This window comes from Aeromicrobium sp. (assembly GCF_023146395.1).
Classification (GTDB): domain Bacteria; phylum Actinomycetota; class Actinomycetes; order Propionibacteriales; family Nocardioidaceae; genus Aeromicrobium.
In genome coordinates this window covers 75109-92548 of record NZ_JAGLCD010000017.1, presented here as the reverse complement: position 1 = coordinate 92548, position 17440 = coordinate 75109, and the positions used below count along the sequence as shown (strand labels likewise).

14 protein-coding genes are annotated in these 17440 nt (G+C 71.0%); 11 read left to right on the top strand and 3 right to left on the bottom strand.

Translation table 11 applies throughout. The features are described from left to right. The first annotated feature begins 141 nt into the window (after window positions 1-141). From glf to KAG51_RS12355, 7 genes are all read left to right on the top strand, one after another. Window positions 142-1323: a UDP-galactopyranose mutase gene (glf, locus tag KAG51_RS12385; protein WP_290584205.1), complete on the top strand. Its 1182-nt coding sequence runs from the start codon at window positions 142-144 to the stop codon at window positions 1321-1323. Further along, window positions 1320-4004 carry a leucine--tRNA ligase gene (gene leuS, locus KAG51_RS12380; RefSeq protein ID WP_290584119.1) on the top strand — a complete coding sequence of 895 codons (2685 nt, stop codon included), beginning with the start codon at window positions 1320-1322 and terminating at the stop codon, window positions 4002-4004. The genes glf and leuS overlap by 4 nt, the downstream gene beginning before the upstream one ends. Before the next feature lie 49 nt (window positions 4005-4053). Further along, window positions 4054-4935: a DegV family protein gene (locus tag KAG51_RS12375; protein ID WP_290584117.1), complete on the top strand. Its 882-nt coding sequence runs from the start codon at window positions 4054-4056 to the stop codon at window positions 4933-4935. Between the two features lie 95 nt (window positions 4936-5030). Next, window positions 5031-5825 carry a ComEA family DNA-binding protein gene (locus KAG51_RS12370; protein ID WP_290584115.1) on the top strand — a complete coding sequence of 265 codons (795 nt, stop codon included), beginning with the start codon at window positions 5031-5033 and terminating at the stop codon, window positions 5823-5825. After that, window positions 5806-8082, top strand: a complete 2277-nt coding sequence (locus tag KAG51_RS12365) for a ComEC/Rec2 family competence protein (protein ID WP_290584113.1) — start codon at window positions 5806-5808, stop codon at window positions 8080-8082. Before KAG51_RS12370 ends, KAG51_RS12365 begins: the two co-directional genes overlap by 20 nt. Window positions 8083-8091: 9 nt before the next feature. Beyond that, the gene (gene holA / locus KAG51_RS12360) at window positions 8092-9075 is read left to right on the top strand and encodes a DNA polymerase III subunit delta (protein ID WP_290584111.1); all 984 of its coding nucleotides are present in this window, start codon (window positions 8092-8094) and stop codon (window positions 9073-9075) included. 4 nt (window positions 9076-9079) lie between these two features. Beyond that, window positions 9080-10234, top strand: coding sequence for a heparan-alpha-glucosaminide N-acetyltransferase domain-containing protein (locus KAG51_RS12355; protein ID WP_290584109.1), 1155 nt, complete (start codon window positions 9080-9082; stop codon window positions 10232-10234). Between the two features lie 54 nt (window positions 10235-10288). Here KAG51_RS12355 and rpsT read toward each other — a convergent pair whose 3' ends face one another. Next, window positions 10289-10549, bottom strand: a complete 261-nt coding sequence (gene rpsT / locus KAG51_RS12350) for a 30S ribosomal protein S20 (RefSeq protein ID WP_290584107.1) — start codon at window positions 10547-10549, stop codon at window positions 10289-10291. A gap of 133 nt (window positions 10550-10682) precedes the next feature. Here rpsT and KAG51_RS12345 point away from each other — a divergent pair, with 133 nt between their 5' ends. The 4 genes from KAG51_RS12345 to hemW all read left to right on the top strand — a co-directional run bounded on the left by KAG51_RS12345 (window position 10683) and on the right by hemW (window position 16028). Then, window positions 10683-11021 (top strand): hypothetical protein, encoded by a 339-nt coding sequence (locus tag KAG51_RS12345; RefSeq protein ID WP_290584105.1) that lies wholly within the window; start codon window positions 10683-10685, stop codon window positions 11019-11021. Window positions 11022-11028: 7 nt separating this feature from the next. Further along, a complete protein-coding gene (gene lepA / locus KAG51_RS12340) occupies window positions 11029-12894 on the top strand; it encodes a translation elongation factor 4 (RefSeq protein WP_290584103.1) in 1866 nt (621 codons plus the stop codon). A gap of 121 nt (window positions 12895-13015) precedes the next feature. Further along, on the top strand, window positions 13016-14857 hold the full coding sequence (locus KAG51_RS12335) for a long-chain fatty acid--CoA ligase (protein WP_290584101.1): 1842 nt from the start codon (window positions 13016-13018) through the stop codon (window positions 14855-14857). Between the two features lie 28 nt (window positions 14858-14885). Continuing rightward, window positions 14886-16028, top strand: a complete 1143-nt coding sequence (gene hemW, locus KAG51_RS12330) for a radical SAM family heme chaperone HemW (RefSeq protein WP_290584099.1) — start codon at window positions 14886-14888, stop codon at window positions 16026-16028. Window positions 16029-16105: 77 nt separating this feature from the next. On the opposite strand, the gene KAG51_RS12325 is transcribed toward hemW, so the two are convergent. Together KAG51_RS12325 and KAG51_RS12320 are read right to left on the bottom strand one after the other, a co-directional pair. Further along, on the bottom strand, window positions 16106-16954 hold the full coding sequence (locus tag KAG51_RS12325) for a DUF3097 domain-containing protein (RefSeq protein ID WP_290584204.1): 849 nt from the start codon (window positions 16952-16954) through the stop codon (window positions 16106-16108). Next, complete coding sequence (locus KAG51_RS12320) at window positions 16942-17376, bottom strand: hypothetical protein (protein ID WP_290584097.1); 435 nt, start codon at window positions 17374-17376, stop codon at window positions 16942-16944. Before KAG51_RS12320 ends, KAG51_RS12325 begins: the two co-directional genes overlap by 13 nt. Window positions 17377-17440 lie beyond the last annotated feature (64 nt).

Here is a 17440-nt window from a genome sequence, read left to right as displayed (position 1 = left end):
CACCGACACTTGCTCTCCTCATGCGTTCCGGCACCCGGTGGCGCCCTGACGGTCGCAGCGAGTGTAGCCCGCGGCCTCCGGTAACGTTGACGGCTGCGCCTCGCGCGCGCGACGTCCTCCAACGTAGAAGGAACTTCCGTGGTGAATGCTGATCTGCTGGTCGTCGGTTCGGGCTTCTTCGGGCTCACGATCGCCGAGCGTGCGGCCGAGCACGGCCAGAAGGTCGTCGTGATCGATCGCCGCTCCCACCTCGGCGGAAACGCGTACAGCGAGTTCGAGCCCGAGACCGGTATCGAGGTGCACCGCTACGGGGCCCACCTGTTCCACACCTCCAACGAGCGCGTGTGGGAGTACGTCAACCGGTTCACCGCCTTCACGAGCTACGTGCACCGCGTCTACACCGTGCACCAGGGCGAGGTGTACCCGCTGCCGATCAACCTTGGCACCGTCAACCAGTTCTTCCGTTCGGCGTACTCGCCCGACCAGGCCCGGGCGCTGCTCGCCGAGCAGGCCGGCGAGTTCGAGTCGGCCACGGCCTCGAACCTGGAGGAGAAGGGCATCAGCCTGATCGGCCGCCCGCTGTATGAAGCGTTCATCCGCGACTACACGGCCAAGCAGTGGCAGACCTCACCCACCGAGCTCCCGCCGGAGATCATCAGCCGACTCCCGGTGCGCTACACCTACGACAACCGCTACTTCAACGACACCCACGAGGGCCTGCCGGTCGACGGGTACACCGCGTGGCTCGAGCGGATGGCCGACCACCCCAACATCGAGGTGCGGCTCGACACCGACTTCTTCGACGACTCCCACGACGCGAGCAAGGCCCAGACGCTCGGCCAGCTGCCGATCGTCTACACCGGGCCGGTCGACCGCTACTTCGACTACGCCGAGGGCCGCCTGTCGTGGCGCACGCTCGACTTCGAGCAGGAGGTGCTCCCGGTCGGTGACTTCCAGGGCACCTCGGTCATGAACTACGCCGACTCCGACGCCCCCTACACCCGCATCCACGAGTTCCGTCACTTCCACCCCGAGCGTGACGCCCCGCAGGACAAGACCGTCGTGATGCGGGAGTTCTCGCGCTTCGCCGAAGGTGACGACGAGCCGTACTACCCCGTCAACACCCCCGAGGACCGCCAGATGCTGCTGGCGTACCGCGAGCGCACCGCCGCGGAGCCGCAGGTGCTGTTCGGCGGGCGGCTCGGCACCTACCAGTACCTCGACATGCACATGGCGATCGGCGCAGCCCTGTCGATGTTCGACAACCAGCTGGGCGAGCTGCTGCCCGCGATGCAGCTGCGTGACGGGGGCACGCCGGCATGAGCTCGCGCTACACCGCCGAGCTGGCCGCCGAGATCGAGCAGCGCTGGCAGGACCGCTGGGAGTCCGAGGGCACGTTCCACGCGGCCAACCCCGAGGGCGACCTCGCCGACGCCGGCGCCGCCGAGCTGGGCGAGAAGTACTTCATCATGGACATGTTCCCCTATCCCTCGGGCGCGGGACTGCACGTCGGACACCCGCTGGGCTACATCGCGACGGACGTCGTCGGCCGCCACCAGCGCATGCTGGGCAAGAACGTCCTGCACGCCCTCGGCTACGACGCGTTCGGGCTGCCGGCGGAGATCCACGCGATCTCGACGGGGGAGCACCCGCGCACCAACACCGAGGCCAACATGGTCAACATGCGCCGCCAGCTGCGGCGCCTCGGCCTGGGTCACGACGACCGGCGCTCCTTCGCGACGATCGATCCGGAGTTCGTCCGGTGGACGCAGTGGATCTTCCTGCAGCTGTTCAACGCCTGGTTCGATCCCGAGCTCCAGAAGGCGCGGCCGATCGCCGAGCTCGTCGAGAAGCTCGGCACCGCTGATCCGTCGGTCATCGACCAGCATCGGCTGGCCTACGTCTCGAACTCCCCGGTCAACTGGTGCCCGGGTCTGGGCACCGTGCTGGCCAACGAGGAGGTCACCTCCGAAGGCCGTTCCGAGCGCGGGAACTTCCCGGTGTTCACGCGCAGCCTGCGGCAGTGGAACATGCGCATCACGGCCTACGCGGACCGCCTGATCGACGACCTCGACCGGGTCGACTGGCCCGAGCCGGTCAAGCTCATGCAGCGCAACTGGATCGGCCGTTCGCACGGTGCCCACGTCGACTTCGCGAGTGCCGCCGGCCCGATCCGGGTCTTCACGACGCGGCCCGACACGCTGTTCGGTGCGACCTTCATGGTGCTCTCGCCGGAGCACCCGCTGGTCGAGGCCCTCACGACGCCCGAGCAGGCCGACGCGGTCGCCGAGTACCGCGCCGCGGCCGTCGCCAAGACCGACGTCGAGCGCCAGGCCGACAAGCAGAAGACCGGCGTGCTGACCGGCAGCACCGCGACCAACCCGGTCAACGGCGAGCAGGTGCCGGTGCTCGTGGCCGACTACGTGCTGATGGGCTACGGCACCGGCGCGATCATGGCCGTGCCGGACGGTGACGCCCGTGACGCCGAGTTCGCCGAGGTGCTGGGCCTGCCCACGGTCCAGGTCCTGCAGGGCGAGACGCTCGTGAACTCCAGCAACGCGGACGTGAGCCTCGACGGTCTGACGGTCGAGGATGCCAAGGCGCGCATCGTCTCCTGGCTCGAGGCGAACGGCCACGGCACGGGCACCACCACCTACCGGCTCCGCGACTGGCTCTTCAGTCGCCAGCGCTACTGGGGCGAACCGTTCCCGATCGTCTACGACGAGCACGACAACCCCATCGCGGTGCCGGACTCGATGCTGCCCGTCGAGCTGCCCGAGGTGCCGGACTACTCACCGCGCACGTTCGAGCCCGACGACGTCACAAGTGAGCCCGAGCCTCCGCTCGGCCGCGCCGAGGACTGGGTGCACGTCACGCTCGACCTCGGCGACGGCCCCCGGCGGTACCGCCGCGAGACCAACACGATGCCCAACTGGGCCGGCTCGTCCTGGTACGAGCTGCGCTATGCCGATCCGCACAACACCGACCAGCTCGTGTCGCCCGCGAACGAGGCGTACTGGCTCGGCCCGCGCGAGTCCGGGGGCACCGGGGGCGTCGACCTGTACGTCGGCGGCGTCGAGCACGCCGTGCTGCACCTGCTGTACGCGCGCTTCTGGCACAAGGCGCTGTTCGACCTCGGGCACGTCTCGAGCGAGGAGCCGTTCCACCGGCTCTACAACCAGGGCTACATCCAGGCCTACGCCTTCATCGACGCGCGCGGTTCCTACGTGCCGGCCGACGAGGTCGTCGAGACGGTCTCCGACGCCGGCGAGTCGACCTTCACCTGGAACGGTGACCCCGTCCAGCGTGAGTACGGAAAGATGGGCAAGTCGCTCAAGAACGTCGTGACGCCGGACGAGATGTACGACGCCTACGGCGCCGACACGTTCCGCGTCTACGAGATGAGCATGGGCCCACTCGACGTGTCCCGGCCGTGGGAGACCCGCGCCGTCGTGGGCGCCCAGCGGTTCCTGCAGCGGGTGTGGCGACTCGTCGTCGACGAGGAGTCCGGTGCGACGGTCTCGACCGACGCCGACCTCGATGACGCCACGCTCTCGGTGCTGCACAAGACGATCGACGGTGTGGCCGCCGACATGGACGGCCTGCGGTTCAACACCGCCATCGCCAAGCTCATCGAGCTGACGAACCACCTCACGAAGGCCGAGGTCACCTCGCGCGCGGCGGTCGAGCCCCTCACGCTGATGCTCGCCCCCTTCGCACCGCACCTGGCGGAGGAGATCTGGGCCCGTCTGGGTCATGAGTCCTCGATCGTCCGCGAGCCCTACCCGGTCGCCGACCCGGCGCTGCTCGTCGACGACACGGTCCTGTGCATCGTGCAGGTCCAGGGCAAGGTGCGCGCCAAGCTCGACGTGCCGGCCGCGGCGTCCGAGGAGCAGCTCACCGAGCTCGCCCTCGCCGAGGCCAACGTGCAGCGGGCGATCGACGGGCGCGAGGTCCGCAAGGTCGTCGTGCGCGCGCCCAAGCTCGTCAACATCGTCGTCTGACGCGCGCGACTCCTCGGACCGTGGTGGCCGCCGGCTGTACGGTTCTCCCATGACCGGGAAGCGACGCACCAAGAAGTCCGCGGCGTTCCCCGGGGGCGTCGCGGTCGTGACCGACTCGACCGCCTCGCTCGACCCGGCTGACGCCGAGCGCGAGGGTATCGCGGTCGTGCCGCTGAGCGTCATCGTCGGCGCCGACACCTACACCGAGGGCGTCGACGCGTCGGCCGACATCATCGCCGCAGCGCTGAAGGACTTCGTGCCGGTCAGCACCTCGCGCCCCAACCCGGACGAGTTCGCCGAGGTCTACCAGGGCCTGGCGAGGCAAGGGGCCACCTCGATCGTCTCGGTCCACCTGTCGAGCCGGATGTCGGGCACCGCCGACTCGGCGATGCTGGCGGCCAAGCGCTCGCCCGTCCCGGTCTCGGTCGTCGACTCGCGCCAGGTCGGGCTCGCCACGGGCTTCGCCGCGGGTCTCGCGGCTCGGGCGCGCGGCGAGGACCGCAGCCCGGAGGACGTCGCCGAGGTCGCGCGCGCGGCCGGACAGGCGTCCACCGCCCTGATCTACGTCGACACCCTGGAGTACCTGCGCCGCGGTGGGCGCGTCAACGCCGTCGGTGCCCTGATCGGATCGGCACTGGCCGTCAAGCCCCTGCTGACGATCACCGACGGACTCGTGGTGCCGCTCGAGAAGGTGCGCACCTCCGGCAAGGCGATCGCCCGCATGGAGGCCCTCGCCGCCGCGGCTGCCGAGCAGCACGGGTCCTTCGACATCGGGGTGCAGCACCTGGCGAACGACCAGGTCGCGACCCAGCTTGCCGAGCGTCTGGCCAAGCGCCTCGACCTCGAGTCGATCCCGGTCGACGAGGTCGGAGCCGTGATCGGTGCGCACGTCGGGCCGGGCACCGTCGCGGTCACCATCACGCCGCACTGATCCTGCGCCCGATCGCGGTCGTCCACCGCCGTTCTTCGTCCACAGGCTGCTCCAGCCGGCTCCCGGACGGCGCCGACCGGACCTAGCGTCGGCACGTGGAGACCGAGGAGACACGGGCCGAGATCGCCCGGCGGCGCCTGGCGCAGCTCGTGGCGTCCTTCGAGGAGCACGTGCCACCGTCGGATGCCGACGGCGCCTCCCCGAGCACTCCGTCCGTGGCCGCGGCGCGGGAGGGGTCGTCGCCCGCCCTCGCGCCCGCGCCTGCGCGCTCGCACGTCCGACGGCGGGTCACCCAGCTGCACGTCCGGGTCGTCGGAGCCGTCGTGGTCGCCGTCGCGGTGCTGCTGGTCTGGTCGGTGCTGACGGGCCGGCCGCAGTCCACGCCGGCAGGCGTTCCCGACACGTCGGTCGCCGGGCTCACGAGCGGGCCGGTCGACGGCAGCGGCGGTAGCAGTGACGGTGGCGGTCCCGTGGAGACCGGCGAGATCGTCATCGACGTCGCGGGGCACGTCGCCCGCCCCGGGATCGTGACACTCCCCGCCGGTTCTCGCGTGCACGAGGCGATCGAGGCCGCGGGTGGGCTCGCCGGGGCGGTCGACACGACCTCGCTCAACCTCGCCCGCAAGCTCGTCGACGGCGAGCAGGTCCTGGTGGGCGTCGCGCCGGTCGCGCCCGCGGCTGGTCCGGGGTCGGCCGGTGGGCTCACCAACCTCAACACCGCCACGGTCGACCAGCTCGACGAGCTGCCGGGGGTCGGTCCGGTGACCGCGCAGTCGATCGTCGACTGGCGCAGTGACAACGGACCGTTCAGCCGGGTCGAGGACCTGCTCGAGGTCCGCGGCATCGGCGAGGCCACCCTGGGCGACCTGCGTGATCTCGTCACGGTCTGAGACGTCCTCGGACCGCGAGCCAGCGCTGCGGCCGCGTCACGACCTGCGTCTCGCGCCGGCCGCCGTGATCGCCTGGGGCGTGGCCGCCTGGTGCGTCGGCCAGTCCTCCCGTGTCACCCTTGTCGCCGCGGCGGTCTGCCTGCTCCTGGCCGTCGTGGTCAGCAGGCGTCCGGTGGTCGTGGTGACGGCCTGCCTCGTGGGCGCCGTGGCGGCCTCGACCGCGTGGCAGCTCGCGGCGGTCGAAGGGTCGCCGGTGCGGGAGTGGGCGCGCCAGGGGGTCGTGGTCGACGCGGTCGTCGAGATCGCGATCGACGCCCGCACCTACCGGGCACCCGGCGGCGAGGGCATCGTCATCACCGGTGCGGTCCGTGCGGCGACCTCGCGCCTCGGCGGGGTCGCGGACGCCGGCCGCGTGACGCTGTTCGTGTCGGGCCCCGCCGCGACCGACGTGGAGGCGTCACGGCTCACGGTCGGGCGGTCGGTGCGGGTCTCGGCTCGTGCCGCTCCTGCGGAGGACACCCACGAGGTCGCGGTGCTGCGCGTCGTCGATCTCGAGCTGCTGCCCGGGGTCCCGTGGTGGTGGGCCATGAGCGAGCGCGTCCGAGCGGGCGTGCGCGGGGCGGTCGCGCACGAGCCGCTCGCGCCGCGGGCGCTCGTGCCGGCCCTGGTCGACGGCGACGTGGGTGCGATCCCTGACGACCTCGACGAGGACTTCCGACGCAGCGGTCTCACGCACCTGCTGGCCGTGTCCGGCACGAACCTGACGATCGTCCTGGCGTCGGTCCTGGCCGTGGCGCGAGTCGCCGGAGTCCGTCGCCGGGGGTGGTCCCTGCTCGCGGTGCTGGCGGTCGTCGGGTTCGTGCTGGTCGCCCGCCCGGAGCCCAGCGTCCTGCGTGCGGCAGCCATGGGGCTCGTCGGCGTGGTCGCGATCGGCGTCGGTAGCGCAGGCGGGGTGCGGGCCCTCTCCGTCGCGGTGCTGGCGCTCCTGGCCATCGACCCGTGGCTCGGCCGCTCACCCGGCTTTGTGCTGTCGGTGTGCGCCACGGCCGGCATTGTCCTGCTGGCGCCGCCCTTCGCCGATCGTCTGCGATGGTGCCCGCGCTGGATCGCGGTCGCCGTCGCCGTGCCGCTCGCGGCGCAGGTGGCCTGCACGCCAGCGCTCGTGGCGCTGAGCGGCGAGGTCTCGGTCGTCGCGGTGCTGGCCAACCTCGTCGCCGGTCCGGCCGTCGCCCCCACGACCGTGGCCGGACTGCTGGGAGGTCTGCTCTGGCTGGCCCTCGAGCCCGTCGGGGCGTGGTCCGGCACGGTCGCGGCGCTCGGGGCGCGGTGGATCGTCGCGGTCGGTCGCGTCGCCGGCGGGCTCGAGGGCGCGGCCGTCGGGTGGGCAGGTCCCTGGTGGTTGAGCCTCCTCGCCGTGCCACTCTCGGTCGCGGCCCTGTGGTGGATGCTGCGGCGACCTGTCGTGGCGATCGGCGTGGTCCTTGCGCTCGCGGTGGTCGTGTGGCGGCCCCCCAGCCCGGGGTGGCCACCCGACGACTGGGTGCTCGTCGCGTGCGACGTCGGGCAGGGCGACGGGCTCGTGGTCGACGCCGGTGACGGACGGGTCGTCGTGATCGACACGGGAATGGAGCCCGGTCCGATCGACCGCTGCCTCGACGGGCTGGGCGCCCAGCGGGTCGCGGCGCTCGTGATGACGCACGCCGACGCCGATCACGTCGCGGGCTGGGCCGGGGTGCTCCGCGGCCGCCAGGTCGATGCCGTCGTCACCGGTCCCTCCGGCGGGCCCGACGTGCCGGGCATCCCCGTTGCGACGGCAGCCGCGGGCGACGTGATCGAGGCCGGGCAGGTGCGGCTCGAGGTGCTGTGGCCGCAGGACCGCGACGCCGCCCTGGGGGAGGACCGCAACGACCTGAGCCTCGTCCTGCGGCTGGAGGTCGACGGCGTCCGCTTCCTGCTGACCGGTGACATCGAGCCCCAGGCCCAACGGGCGCTCCTGCGATCCGGGGCCGACGTGAGTGCCGACGTCCTCAAGGTCCCCCACCACGGCAGCGCCCACCAGGACCGTGACTTCGTCCTGGCCACCGGGGCCGAGGTCGCGCTGCTCAGTGCGGGACGCGACAACACCTACGGACACCCCGCGCCCTCCACGCTCGACCTGCTGGCGACCCTCGGCGCCGCGTGGTGGCGCACCGACCTGCAGGGCGACCTGGGCGTCGTCGTGCGTGACGGTCGAGTCCATGTCCTGACTCGCGACTAGACTCGGCCCGTGCCCTCAGTCTTCGGCAGGATCCTGCTCGTCACGGGTGGATCGGAGTTCCTCGCCGACCGCACGCGCCGCCGAGCCGTGGCTGCGGTGCTGGCCGAGGACCCGGAGTGCGAGATCAGCGAGGCCGTCGGCGGCCAGCTCGTGCCGGGCGAGCTGCTGACGCTCACGAGCCCGTCGCTGTTCAGCGCGTCGAGCGCCGTCGTGGTCCACGACCTGCAGGACCTGGCCGACGACGTCCAGGCGGAGCTGCTCGCCTACGCGGCCGAGCCGGCGGCCGAGGTCGCCCTGGTGCTGGTGCACGGCGGCGGGCAGAAGGGGCGCGGTCTGCTCGACAAGCTGCGCAAGACCACGACCGTGTCGGAGGCCAAGCAGGAGGCCCCCAAGTACGAGCGCGACCACGCCGCCTGGGTGCGGCAGGAGGTCCGTCAGCTCGGCGCCGCGATGTCGGAGCAGGCGGCCAGCACCTTGGTCACGGCGATCGGCCTCGACCTGCGTGCGCTGGCCGGCGCGGCCGACCAGCTCGTCGCCTCGGTGCCGCAGGGGGAGGAGGTCTCGGTCGAGATCGTCCGACGCTACTTCGGGGGACGCGCCGAGGTCCGCGGCTACGAGATCGCCGACGCGGTGTTCGACGGTCGTCTCGACATCGCGGTCGAGCGGTTGCGCTGGGCCTTCGCGGCACGCACGTCGCCGGTCGTCATCGTCTCGGCCGTCGCCTCGGGCCTGCGTCAGCTCGTGCGCCTCGCCACGGCACCGCAGGGCCTGCGCGACGCCGAGCTCGCCAAGCACGTGGGCGCGCCGCCGTTCAAGATCCAGGGCATGCGTCGTCAGCTGAACCAGTGGGACCCCGCCGGGCTGCAGGGTGCTCTCGCGGCCGTCGCCCAGGCCGACCTCGACGTCAAGGGCGCCACCGCCGACGCCGAGTACGCCACGGAGCGCATGGTGCTGCGCGTCGCCTCGCTGCGCCTGCGGCCCAGTCGCGGATGAGCGCGTGACAGGCCTGCGCGAGGGGGCGGGCCGCCTGGTCGGCATCGACCTCGCGCGCGCCGTCGCCCTGCTGGGCATGATGCTGGCGCACCTCGGCCCCCCGTGGACGGGCTTCGGCGCACCGCCGGTGTCCGACTGGCTCGCCGCCGGTCGTGCGGCTCCGTTGTTCGCGGTCCTCGCCGGTCTCAGCGTCGGACTCATGGTCCGCCTCGATCCCGACGGGGTGGGGTCCCGCACCGCCGTCGTGCGGCGCGCGGTGGTGCTGCTCGTGATCGGACTCGGCCTCGCCGCGCTCCCCGACCTCACGATCCTCGTGATCCTGCCCTGCTACGCGGTGCTGATCGCCGCCACCGTGCTGGTGCGCGCCCTCTCGACTCGCGTGCTGCTCGGCCTGGCGACGGCCTGGTGCCTGCTGTCACCCGCCGCCCTCTTCGCCGTGCGCCACGTGGTCGACGAGCCGGTCCGATCCGTCATCCAGCCGTCGTTCGGGGGCGGGCTCGACGAGCTGCCCGTCTCGCTGCTCGTGTGGGGCGGGTATCCGGCGATCGTCTGGTTCGGCTACGTCCTGGTCGGTCTGTCGGTGGCCCGGCTCGACCTGCGCAGCGCGGTCGTCGTGCGCCGGCTCGTCGTGGGGGGCGCGGTCGTCACGGCCGCCGCACTCTGGACCGCGGCCTCGGCCCTGTACCTCGGGGTCTTCCGTGACGCTGCGGGAGACCCCCGGTTCGAGCAGCTCTTCGTGGCGAGGTCGGCCTACGACCCGCTCGACCCCAGCTGGTTCTGGGCTGCGGGTCAGCACACGTCGACCCCGCTCAACGTCGTCGGAGCGGCCGGCTCAGCGGTGCTCGTCGTCGGGCTGTGCCTCTGGCTCTGCCGGAGCGCGCGCGGCGCGCGGCTGGTGTCGCCGCTGCGCGCCGCTGGCTCGATGACCCTGACCCTCTACGTCATGCACGTCGTGATGACGTGGGCCAATCGCGAGCTCGACGCCAGCTTCACCACCGGGTACTACCGCGAGTGGTGGATCCAGGTGGTCCTGCTCGTCACGCTGGCCTGGTTGTGGCGGCTCATCACGCCACGCGGTCCGCTCGAGACCCTGGTGCGGTGGTGCAGCCTCGCGCGACCGCACCTGCCGCACCGCCCTCGCGCGACTCGCCGGACATGACACGACCCCGGCCCATGGGCCGGGGTCGTGGAGGTCGTGCGAGGTGTCAGCGACTCAGAGCGCGGACGCCTTCTTGGCGATGGCCGACTTGCGGTTGGCCGCCTGGTTCTTGTGGATGACGCCCTTGGAGGCCGCCTTGTCGAGGCGACGGTTGGCCTCGTTGGCCAGCTTCTTGGCCTCGTCGGTGTTGCCGGCGTCGGCAGCCTCGGTGAATCGGCGCACGGCCGTCTTCAGGGCCGAACGGACCGACTTGTTGCGCTCGCGAGCCGCCTCGTTCTGACGGTTGCGCTTGATCTGCGACTTGATGTTCGCCACGGGGCGTACCTGTTCTTTCGATGGAGACGAGCGGGAGAAGAAGTCTGGTGGCGCGCCACGGCGCGCGACCCCCAACCCTACCATCGGCCGCCGGTGCCTCCCAAATCCACGGAGGTCACTACGATCGGCCACCATGGAGACTCTCTACGACGTGCTGGTGTGGCTGCACATCGCCAGCTGGGCGACGGTCCTGCTCGGCTACGTGCTGGTGCTGTCGTCTCCGAGGATCAACGGGCTCATGGCCCACGGCCTCAGCGCCGCATGGCTCCTGGGCCTCGTCCTCGTCGCGATCGCGTCGATGAGTGACGACGTCGCCGACCCGAACCATGCCAAGGTGGCCGTGAAGCTCGTGATCGCCACGGTCGCCGTCGGTCTGGCCCACGGCACGCGCAAGCGCCCCGCCCCCAATCCCTTCGCCCACGTCGTGGCGGCGCTCGTCGTCGTCAACGTGGGCCTCGCCTACCTCTGGTGACCACTCCATGACGCCCCCCACGCCTACCACGAACCTCCCGCAGCCCGGTTCCACCCCTCCGGAGCTGCTGCGGAACTTCTGCATCATCGCTCACATCGACCACGGCAAGTCGACGCTCGCCGACCGCATGCTGCAGCTCACCGGGGTCGTCGACGAACGCGCGGCTCGGGCGCAGTACCTCGACCGCATGGACATCGAGCGCGAACGCGGCATCACGATCAAGAGCCAGGCCGTCCGCATGCCGTTCACCAAGTCCGACGGGGACGACGTCGGCACGGCCTACGTGCTCAACATGATCGACACCCCGGGCCACGTCGACTTCACCTACGAGGTGAGCCGGTCGCTCGAGGCCTGCGAGGGCGCGATCCTGCTGGTCGACGCCGCCCAGGGCATCGAGGCGCAGACGCTCGCGAACCTCTACCTCGCGATGGATGCCGACCTGCACATCATCCCGGTGCTCAACAAGATCGACCTGCCCGGCGCGCAGCCCGAGAAGTACGCCGCGGAGATCGCCGGCATCATCGGCGGCGACCCGGACGACGTCCTGCGCGTCTCGGCCAAGACCGGGCAGGGCGTCGAGGCGCTGCTCAACCTCATCGTCGACGAGGTGCCGGCTCCCACCGGCGACGCCGACGGTCCGCCCCGGGCCCTGATCTTCGACTCCGTCTACGACACGTACCGCGGCGTGATCACCTACGTGCGCGTGTTCGACGGCAAGCTGAGCCACCGCGACAAGATCAAGATGATGTCGACCGGCGCGGTCCACGAGATGCTCGAGGTCGGCGTCATCTCGCCCGAGCCGGTCAAGGCCGACCACCTCGGCATCGGCGAGGTCGGCTACCTCATCACGGGGGTCAAGGAGGTGCGGCAGTCGCGGGTCGGCGACACCGTGACCGCCAACAGCCGCCCGGCCGCGGAGCCGCTCGGCGGCTACGCCCATCCCAACCCCATGGTGTTCTCGGGCCTGTACCCCATCGACGGCGACGACTTCGCGACGCTGCGCGAGGCGCTCGAGAAGCTGCAGCTCAACGACGCGGCCCTGATTTACGAGCCCGAGTCGTCGGGCGCGCTCGGCTTCGGCTTCCGCATCGGCTTTCTGGGCCTGCTGCACCTGGAGATCGTGCGCGAGCGGCTCGAGCGCGAGTTCAACCTCGACCTCATCGCGACGGCACCGAACGTCGTCTACCGCGTCGAGCTCGAGGACGGGTCGGTGCATACCGTCACCAACCCGAGCGAGTACCCCAACGCGGGCAAGATCTCCAAGGTCTTCGAACCGGTCGTGGCGGCCACGGTGCTCGCCCCGAGCGAGTACATCGGCACGATCATGGAGCTGTGCCAGGCACGCCGTGGCCAGCTCGTCGCGATGGACTACCTGTCGGAGGACCGCGTCGAGATCCGCTACACGCTGCCCATGGGCGAGATCATGTTCGACTTCTTCGACGCGTTGAAGAGCCGCACCAAGGGGTACGCCTCGCTCAACTACGAGCTGTCGGGGGAGCAGGCGGCCGACCTGGTCAAGGTCGACATCCTGCTGCAGGGCGAGATCGTCGACGCCTTCAGCGCGATCGTGCACCGGGACAACGCGTACTCCTACGGCGTGGCGCTCGCGGGCAAGCTCAAGGAGCTCATCCCGCGCCAGCAGTTCGAGGTGCCGATCCAGGCGGCGATCGGGGCCCGCGTCATCGCCCGCGAGAACATCCGGGCGATCCGCAAGGACGTCCTGGCCAAGTGCTACGGGGGCGACATCAGCCGCAAGCGCAAGCTGCTCGAGAAGCAGAAGGAGGGCAAGAAGCGGATGAAGATGGTGGGTCGCGTGGAGGTGCCCCAGGAGGCCTTCATCGCGGCGCTCTCGACCGGCGACGGACCCTCCTGACCTGCACCTCACGGGAGCGAAACCGACCGTGAGTATGTGCCGGACGCAACCACGCCAGACCTGACCGGCGGGTAGGTTAGGGTGATCCGCACCACACGTCCCCGTGCCCTGTGAGGAACGCATGAGCCCCCTTGTCCTGACCCCGCAGCAACAGGCCCAGATCGACGGTCGCGCCGCCAGCATCGGCCGTCTCTTCCTCGATCGCGTCGCCGAGACGCCGCAGCGTGAGGCCTTCCGCTACCCCGATGCCAACGAGCGTTGGCACTCCATCTCCTGGGGCGAGGTCGGTGAGCGCGTCACCAAGCTCGCGGCCGGTCTGGTCTCCCTCGGCCTCGAGCCCGAGGCGCGGGCCGCCGTGGCCTCCGGCACGCGGGTGGAGTGGATCCTCGCCGACCTGGCGATCAACTCCGCCGGCGGCGCGACCACGACGGTGTACCCGTCGACCGTGTCCGACGACGTGGCCTACATCCTCTCGGACTCGGGCAGCGTCATCGTGTTCGCCGAGGACGACGAGCAGATCGCCAAGCTCGTCGAGAAGAAGTCCGAGCTTCCCGACATCACCAAGGTCATCACGTTCGACGGCGCCACCGACGGCGACTGGGTCATCGGCCTGGCCGACCTGGAGAAGATCGGCGAGGCCCACCTGAGCGAGCACCCGACCGTGGTCGAGGACCGCGTCGCGGCGATCAAGCCCGAGGACCTCGCGACCCTGATCTACACCTCCGGCACCACGGGCCGTTCCAAGGGCGTGCGGCTGAGCCACGACGGCTGGGTCTTCGAGGGCGCGGCCATCCAGGCCAACGGCATCCTCACGGTCGACGACCTGGAGTACCGCTGGCTGCCCATGGCGCACTCGTTCGGCAAGGTCCTGCAGATGACGCAGCTGCAGATCGGGTTCGCCGCCGCGATCGACGGTCGCGTCACCAAGATCGTCGACAACCTGGCGGTCGTGAAGCCCACGTTCATGGGCGCTGCGCCGCGCATCTTCGAGAAGGCCTACGGCCGCGTCGTGGGCATGATGGAGGACGAGGGCGGCGCCAAGCTCAAGCTCTTCCGCTGGGCCGAGAAGGTCGGCCTCGAGCGCTCGCGCCTCGTGCGGTCGGGCAAGCCCGTCCCGATGGGCCTGAAGATCCAGCACGGCCTCGCCGACAAGCTCGTGTTCTCGAAGGTCCGCGACCGTTTCGGCGGCCGCGTGCGGTTCTTCATCTCGGGCTCGGCTGCGCTCTCGGCCGACGTGGCCGAGTGGTTCCACTCGGCCGGCGTCATCATCCTGGAGGGCTACGGACTCACCGAGACCAGCGCGGGCTCCACGGTCAACCACCCCGACCACCTCAAGCTCGGCTCGGTCGGCATCCCGTTCCCGGGCGTCGAGATCAAGATCGCCGCCGACGGTGAGGTCCTGATCAAGGGCCCCAACATCATGCGCGGGTACCACAACCTCGAGACCGCCACGAAGGAGACGCTCGACGCCGACGGCTGGCTCGCCACGGGTGACATCGGTGAGCTCGACTCCGAGGGCTTCCTCAAGATCACCGACCGCAAGAAGGACCTCTTCAAGACCTCGGGCGGCAAGTACGTCGCACCGTCGCACATCGAGGGCGTCTTCAAGGGCGTCTGCCCGCTCGCGAGCCAGATGATCGTGCACGGCAACGACCGCAACTTCTGCTCGGCGCTGATCACCCTCGATCCCGATGCGATCGCGGCGTGGGCCGAGACGCACGGCAAGTCGGGGCAGTCGTACACCGAGGTCGTGCAGTCGCCCGAGATCGAGAAGCTCGTCGCCGGCTACGTCGAGGAGCTCAACTCCAAGCTCAACCGGTGGGAGACGATCAAGAAGTGGAAGATCCTCCCCAACGACCTGTCGATCGAGTCCGGCGAGCTCACGCCGAGCCTCAAGGTCAAGCGCAAGGTCGTCGAGGACAACTACCGCGACGTGCTCGACGGGTTCTACGCCGGGTCCTGACCGGGCGGCGCCCCTCTACGCTGGGGGCGTGAACACGCGCGAAGGGTCGTCCTCCGACGGGGGACGACCCTTCGGCGTGTACGTCCACGTCCCGTTCTGCTCGGTGCGCTGTGGGTACTGCGACTTCAACACCTACACGGCCGACGAGCTCGGTGACGGGGCCACGCGGGCGACGTACGCCGACTCCGCGATCGCCGAGATCCGCCGGTCCGCGGCCCGCACCGGGGCCCGCGCGGTGGAGACCGTGTTCGTGGGCGGTGGCACGCCGACACAGCTCGCGGCCCACGACCTGGTCCGCATCCTCGGTGCCATCGACGAGGCGTGGGGACTGGCGCCGGACGTCGAGGTCACGACCGAGGCCAATCCGGACTCCGTCGACCCGGCGATGCTCGCGACCCTGCGCACGGGAGGCTTCAACCGGATCTCGTTCGGCGTGCAGTCGGCCGTGCCCCACGTCCTGAAGGTCCTCGACCGCACGCATGATCCCGAGCGGGTTCCCGAGGCCGTGAGGTGGGCCCGCGAGGCCGGCTTCGACCAGCTGAGCGTCGACCTGATCTACGGGTCGCCGGGGGAGTCGATGGACGACTGGCGGCGCACCGTCGAGCACGCGATCTCGCTGGAGCCCGACCACGTCAGCGCGTACGCCCTGATCGTCGAGGCGGGCACCGCGTTCGCGCGGAAGGTCTCCCGCGGGGAGGTCGTGATGCCCGATGACGACGAGACCGCCGACAAGTACCTGCTCGCCGACACGATGCTCCAGGGCGCCGGGCTCGGGTGGTACGAGCTCTCGAACTGGGCCACGGGCCCCGCTGCGCAGTGCCGCCACAACGTCCTCTACTGGACCGGCGGCGAGTGGCTCGGCATCGGGCCGGGTGCCCACTCGTACCTGGGCGGGCGTCGCTGGTGGAACGTCAAGCACCCGGCCGCCTACGCGCAGCGGCTGGACGCGGGGGAGTCTCCCGAGGCGGACGGCGAGGACATCGACGCCGATGCGGCGCGCCTGGAGGACGTCATGCTCCGCACACGCCTGCGGACGGGCCTGGACCCCCAGGGCCTCCCGCCCCACGCCCACCTGGTCGAGCAAGGTCTGCTGGAACCGGTCGAGGGTCACCTGGTGCTGACGAGGAAGGGCCGCCTGCTCGCCGACCACGTCGTCCGCGAGCTGACCTGACGCCACCAGACGTGCGCGCGAATGCCGCCGCGTGGGGCCGTCTCGGATGCCGTCGCGCGCACATCTGGGGGCTCCGGCTACGCGGGGCCGTCCGCCGTGACGAAGTCGATGAGCTCCTCGACCCGGCCCAGGAAGACCGGTTCCAGGTCGGTCCACGTCTCGACCGCGCCGAGGATCTTCTTCCAGGCGCGGGCGATGTCGGCCTGTTCGGCGTGCGGCCAGCCGAGGGCCTCGCAGATGCCGTGCTTCCACTCGACGCCGCGCGGGATCACCGGCCATTCCTGCAGACCCAGGCGGGCCGGCTTCACGGTCTGCCACACGTCGACGTAGGGGTGCCCGACGACCAGCACGTGCGGTTCCTTCGAGAGCGTCTGCGCGATGCGCCACTCCTTCGAGCCGGTCACGAGGTGGTCGACCAGCACGCCGAGGCGACGGCCCGGCCCGGGGTCGAAGGAGTCGACCTCGGCCTTGAGGTCGTCGATGCCACCGAGGTACTCCACGGCGACGCCGACGTGGCGCAGGTCGTCGCCCCAGACCTTCTCGACGAGCTCGGCGTCGTGGCGACCTTCGACCCAGATCCGGCTCGGCTGGGCGACCTTGGCACGTTCGCGCGGGCCCGCGACGGACCCGGAGGCCGTGCGCCTCGGTCCGGCGCTGGCCACGACGGGCGGCCGCAGCGTGACGGGTTTACCGTCGACCCAGTACCCGGGGCCGAGGGCGAAGCTGCGGCGCTGGTGCCGCCGGTCCTCGAGCACGACCATGCCCATCTGGGCGTCGATCGTGACGATCTCGCCGACGAAACCGCTCGTGACGTCCTCGACCACCAGGCCCAGCTCGACCGGAAGATCGGCCGAGCGCCCCTGGGACGGCCGCTTCCAGTCGCCGGACAGGACGTCCTGGCCGTAGCGGTCGCTCATGAGGGCGATCCGTCGTGCAGCAGGCCCAGCAGGCGCTGGTGGAGCTCGGCGAGATGCTCGCGGCTGACCTCGCCGGCGGCGCCGAGGATCGTCGTGGCGGGTCCGGTGAGCCCGATGGCCAGATCGACCGCGACCGGCCAGCTGGGGGGCACCGGACCCGTGGGCTCGCTCACGAGCTCGCCGAGCAGGACCGTGTCGGCGTCCGGCACGACGACGGCGAGCTCGCCGCCCGACGGGCCACCGCCCAGGTGCACGACCTCGACGAACCGGTCACCGAGATCGACGGCCCACACCGAGCTCAGCGTGCCACCGCGCGACTCGTGGGCGACCCACGTGCCGTCGTCGAGGGTGACGCGCCGGGACCGGTAGGTGAGGTCGCGGTCACGCCCGGACACCACGATCGCATCGCCGGTGCGCGCGATCTGCCTCATGGCCTGAGTCCCATCCCGCTAGACTGGCAAACGAGCATCGTGAGTGCCAGCGACGCGCCGAGGG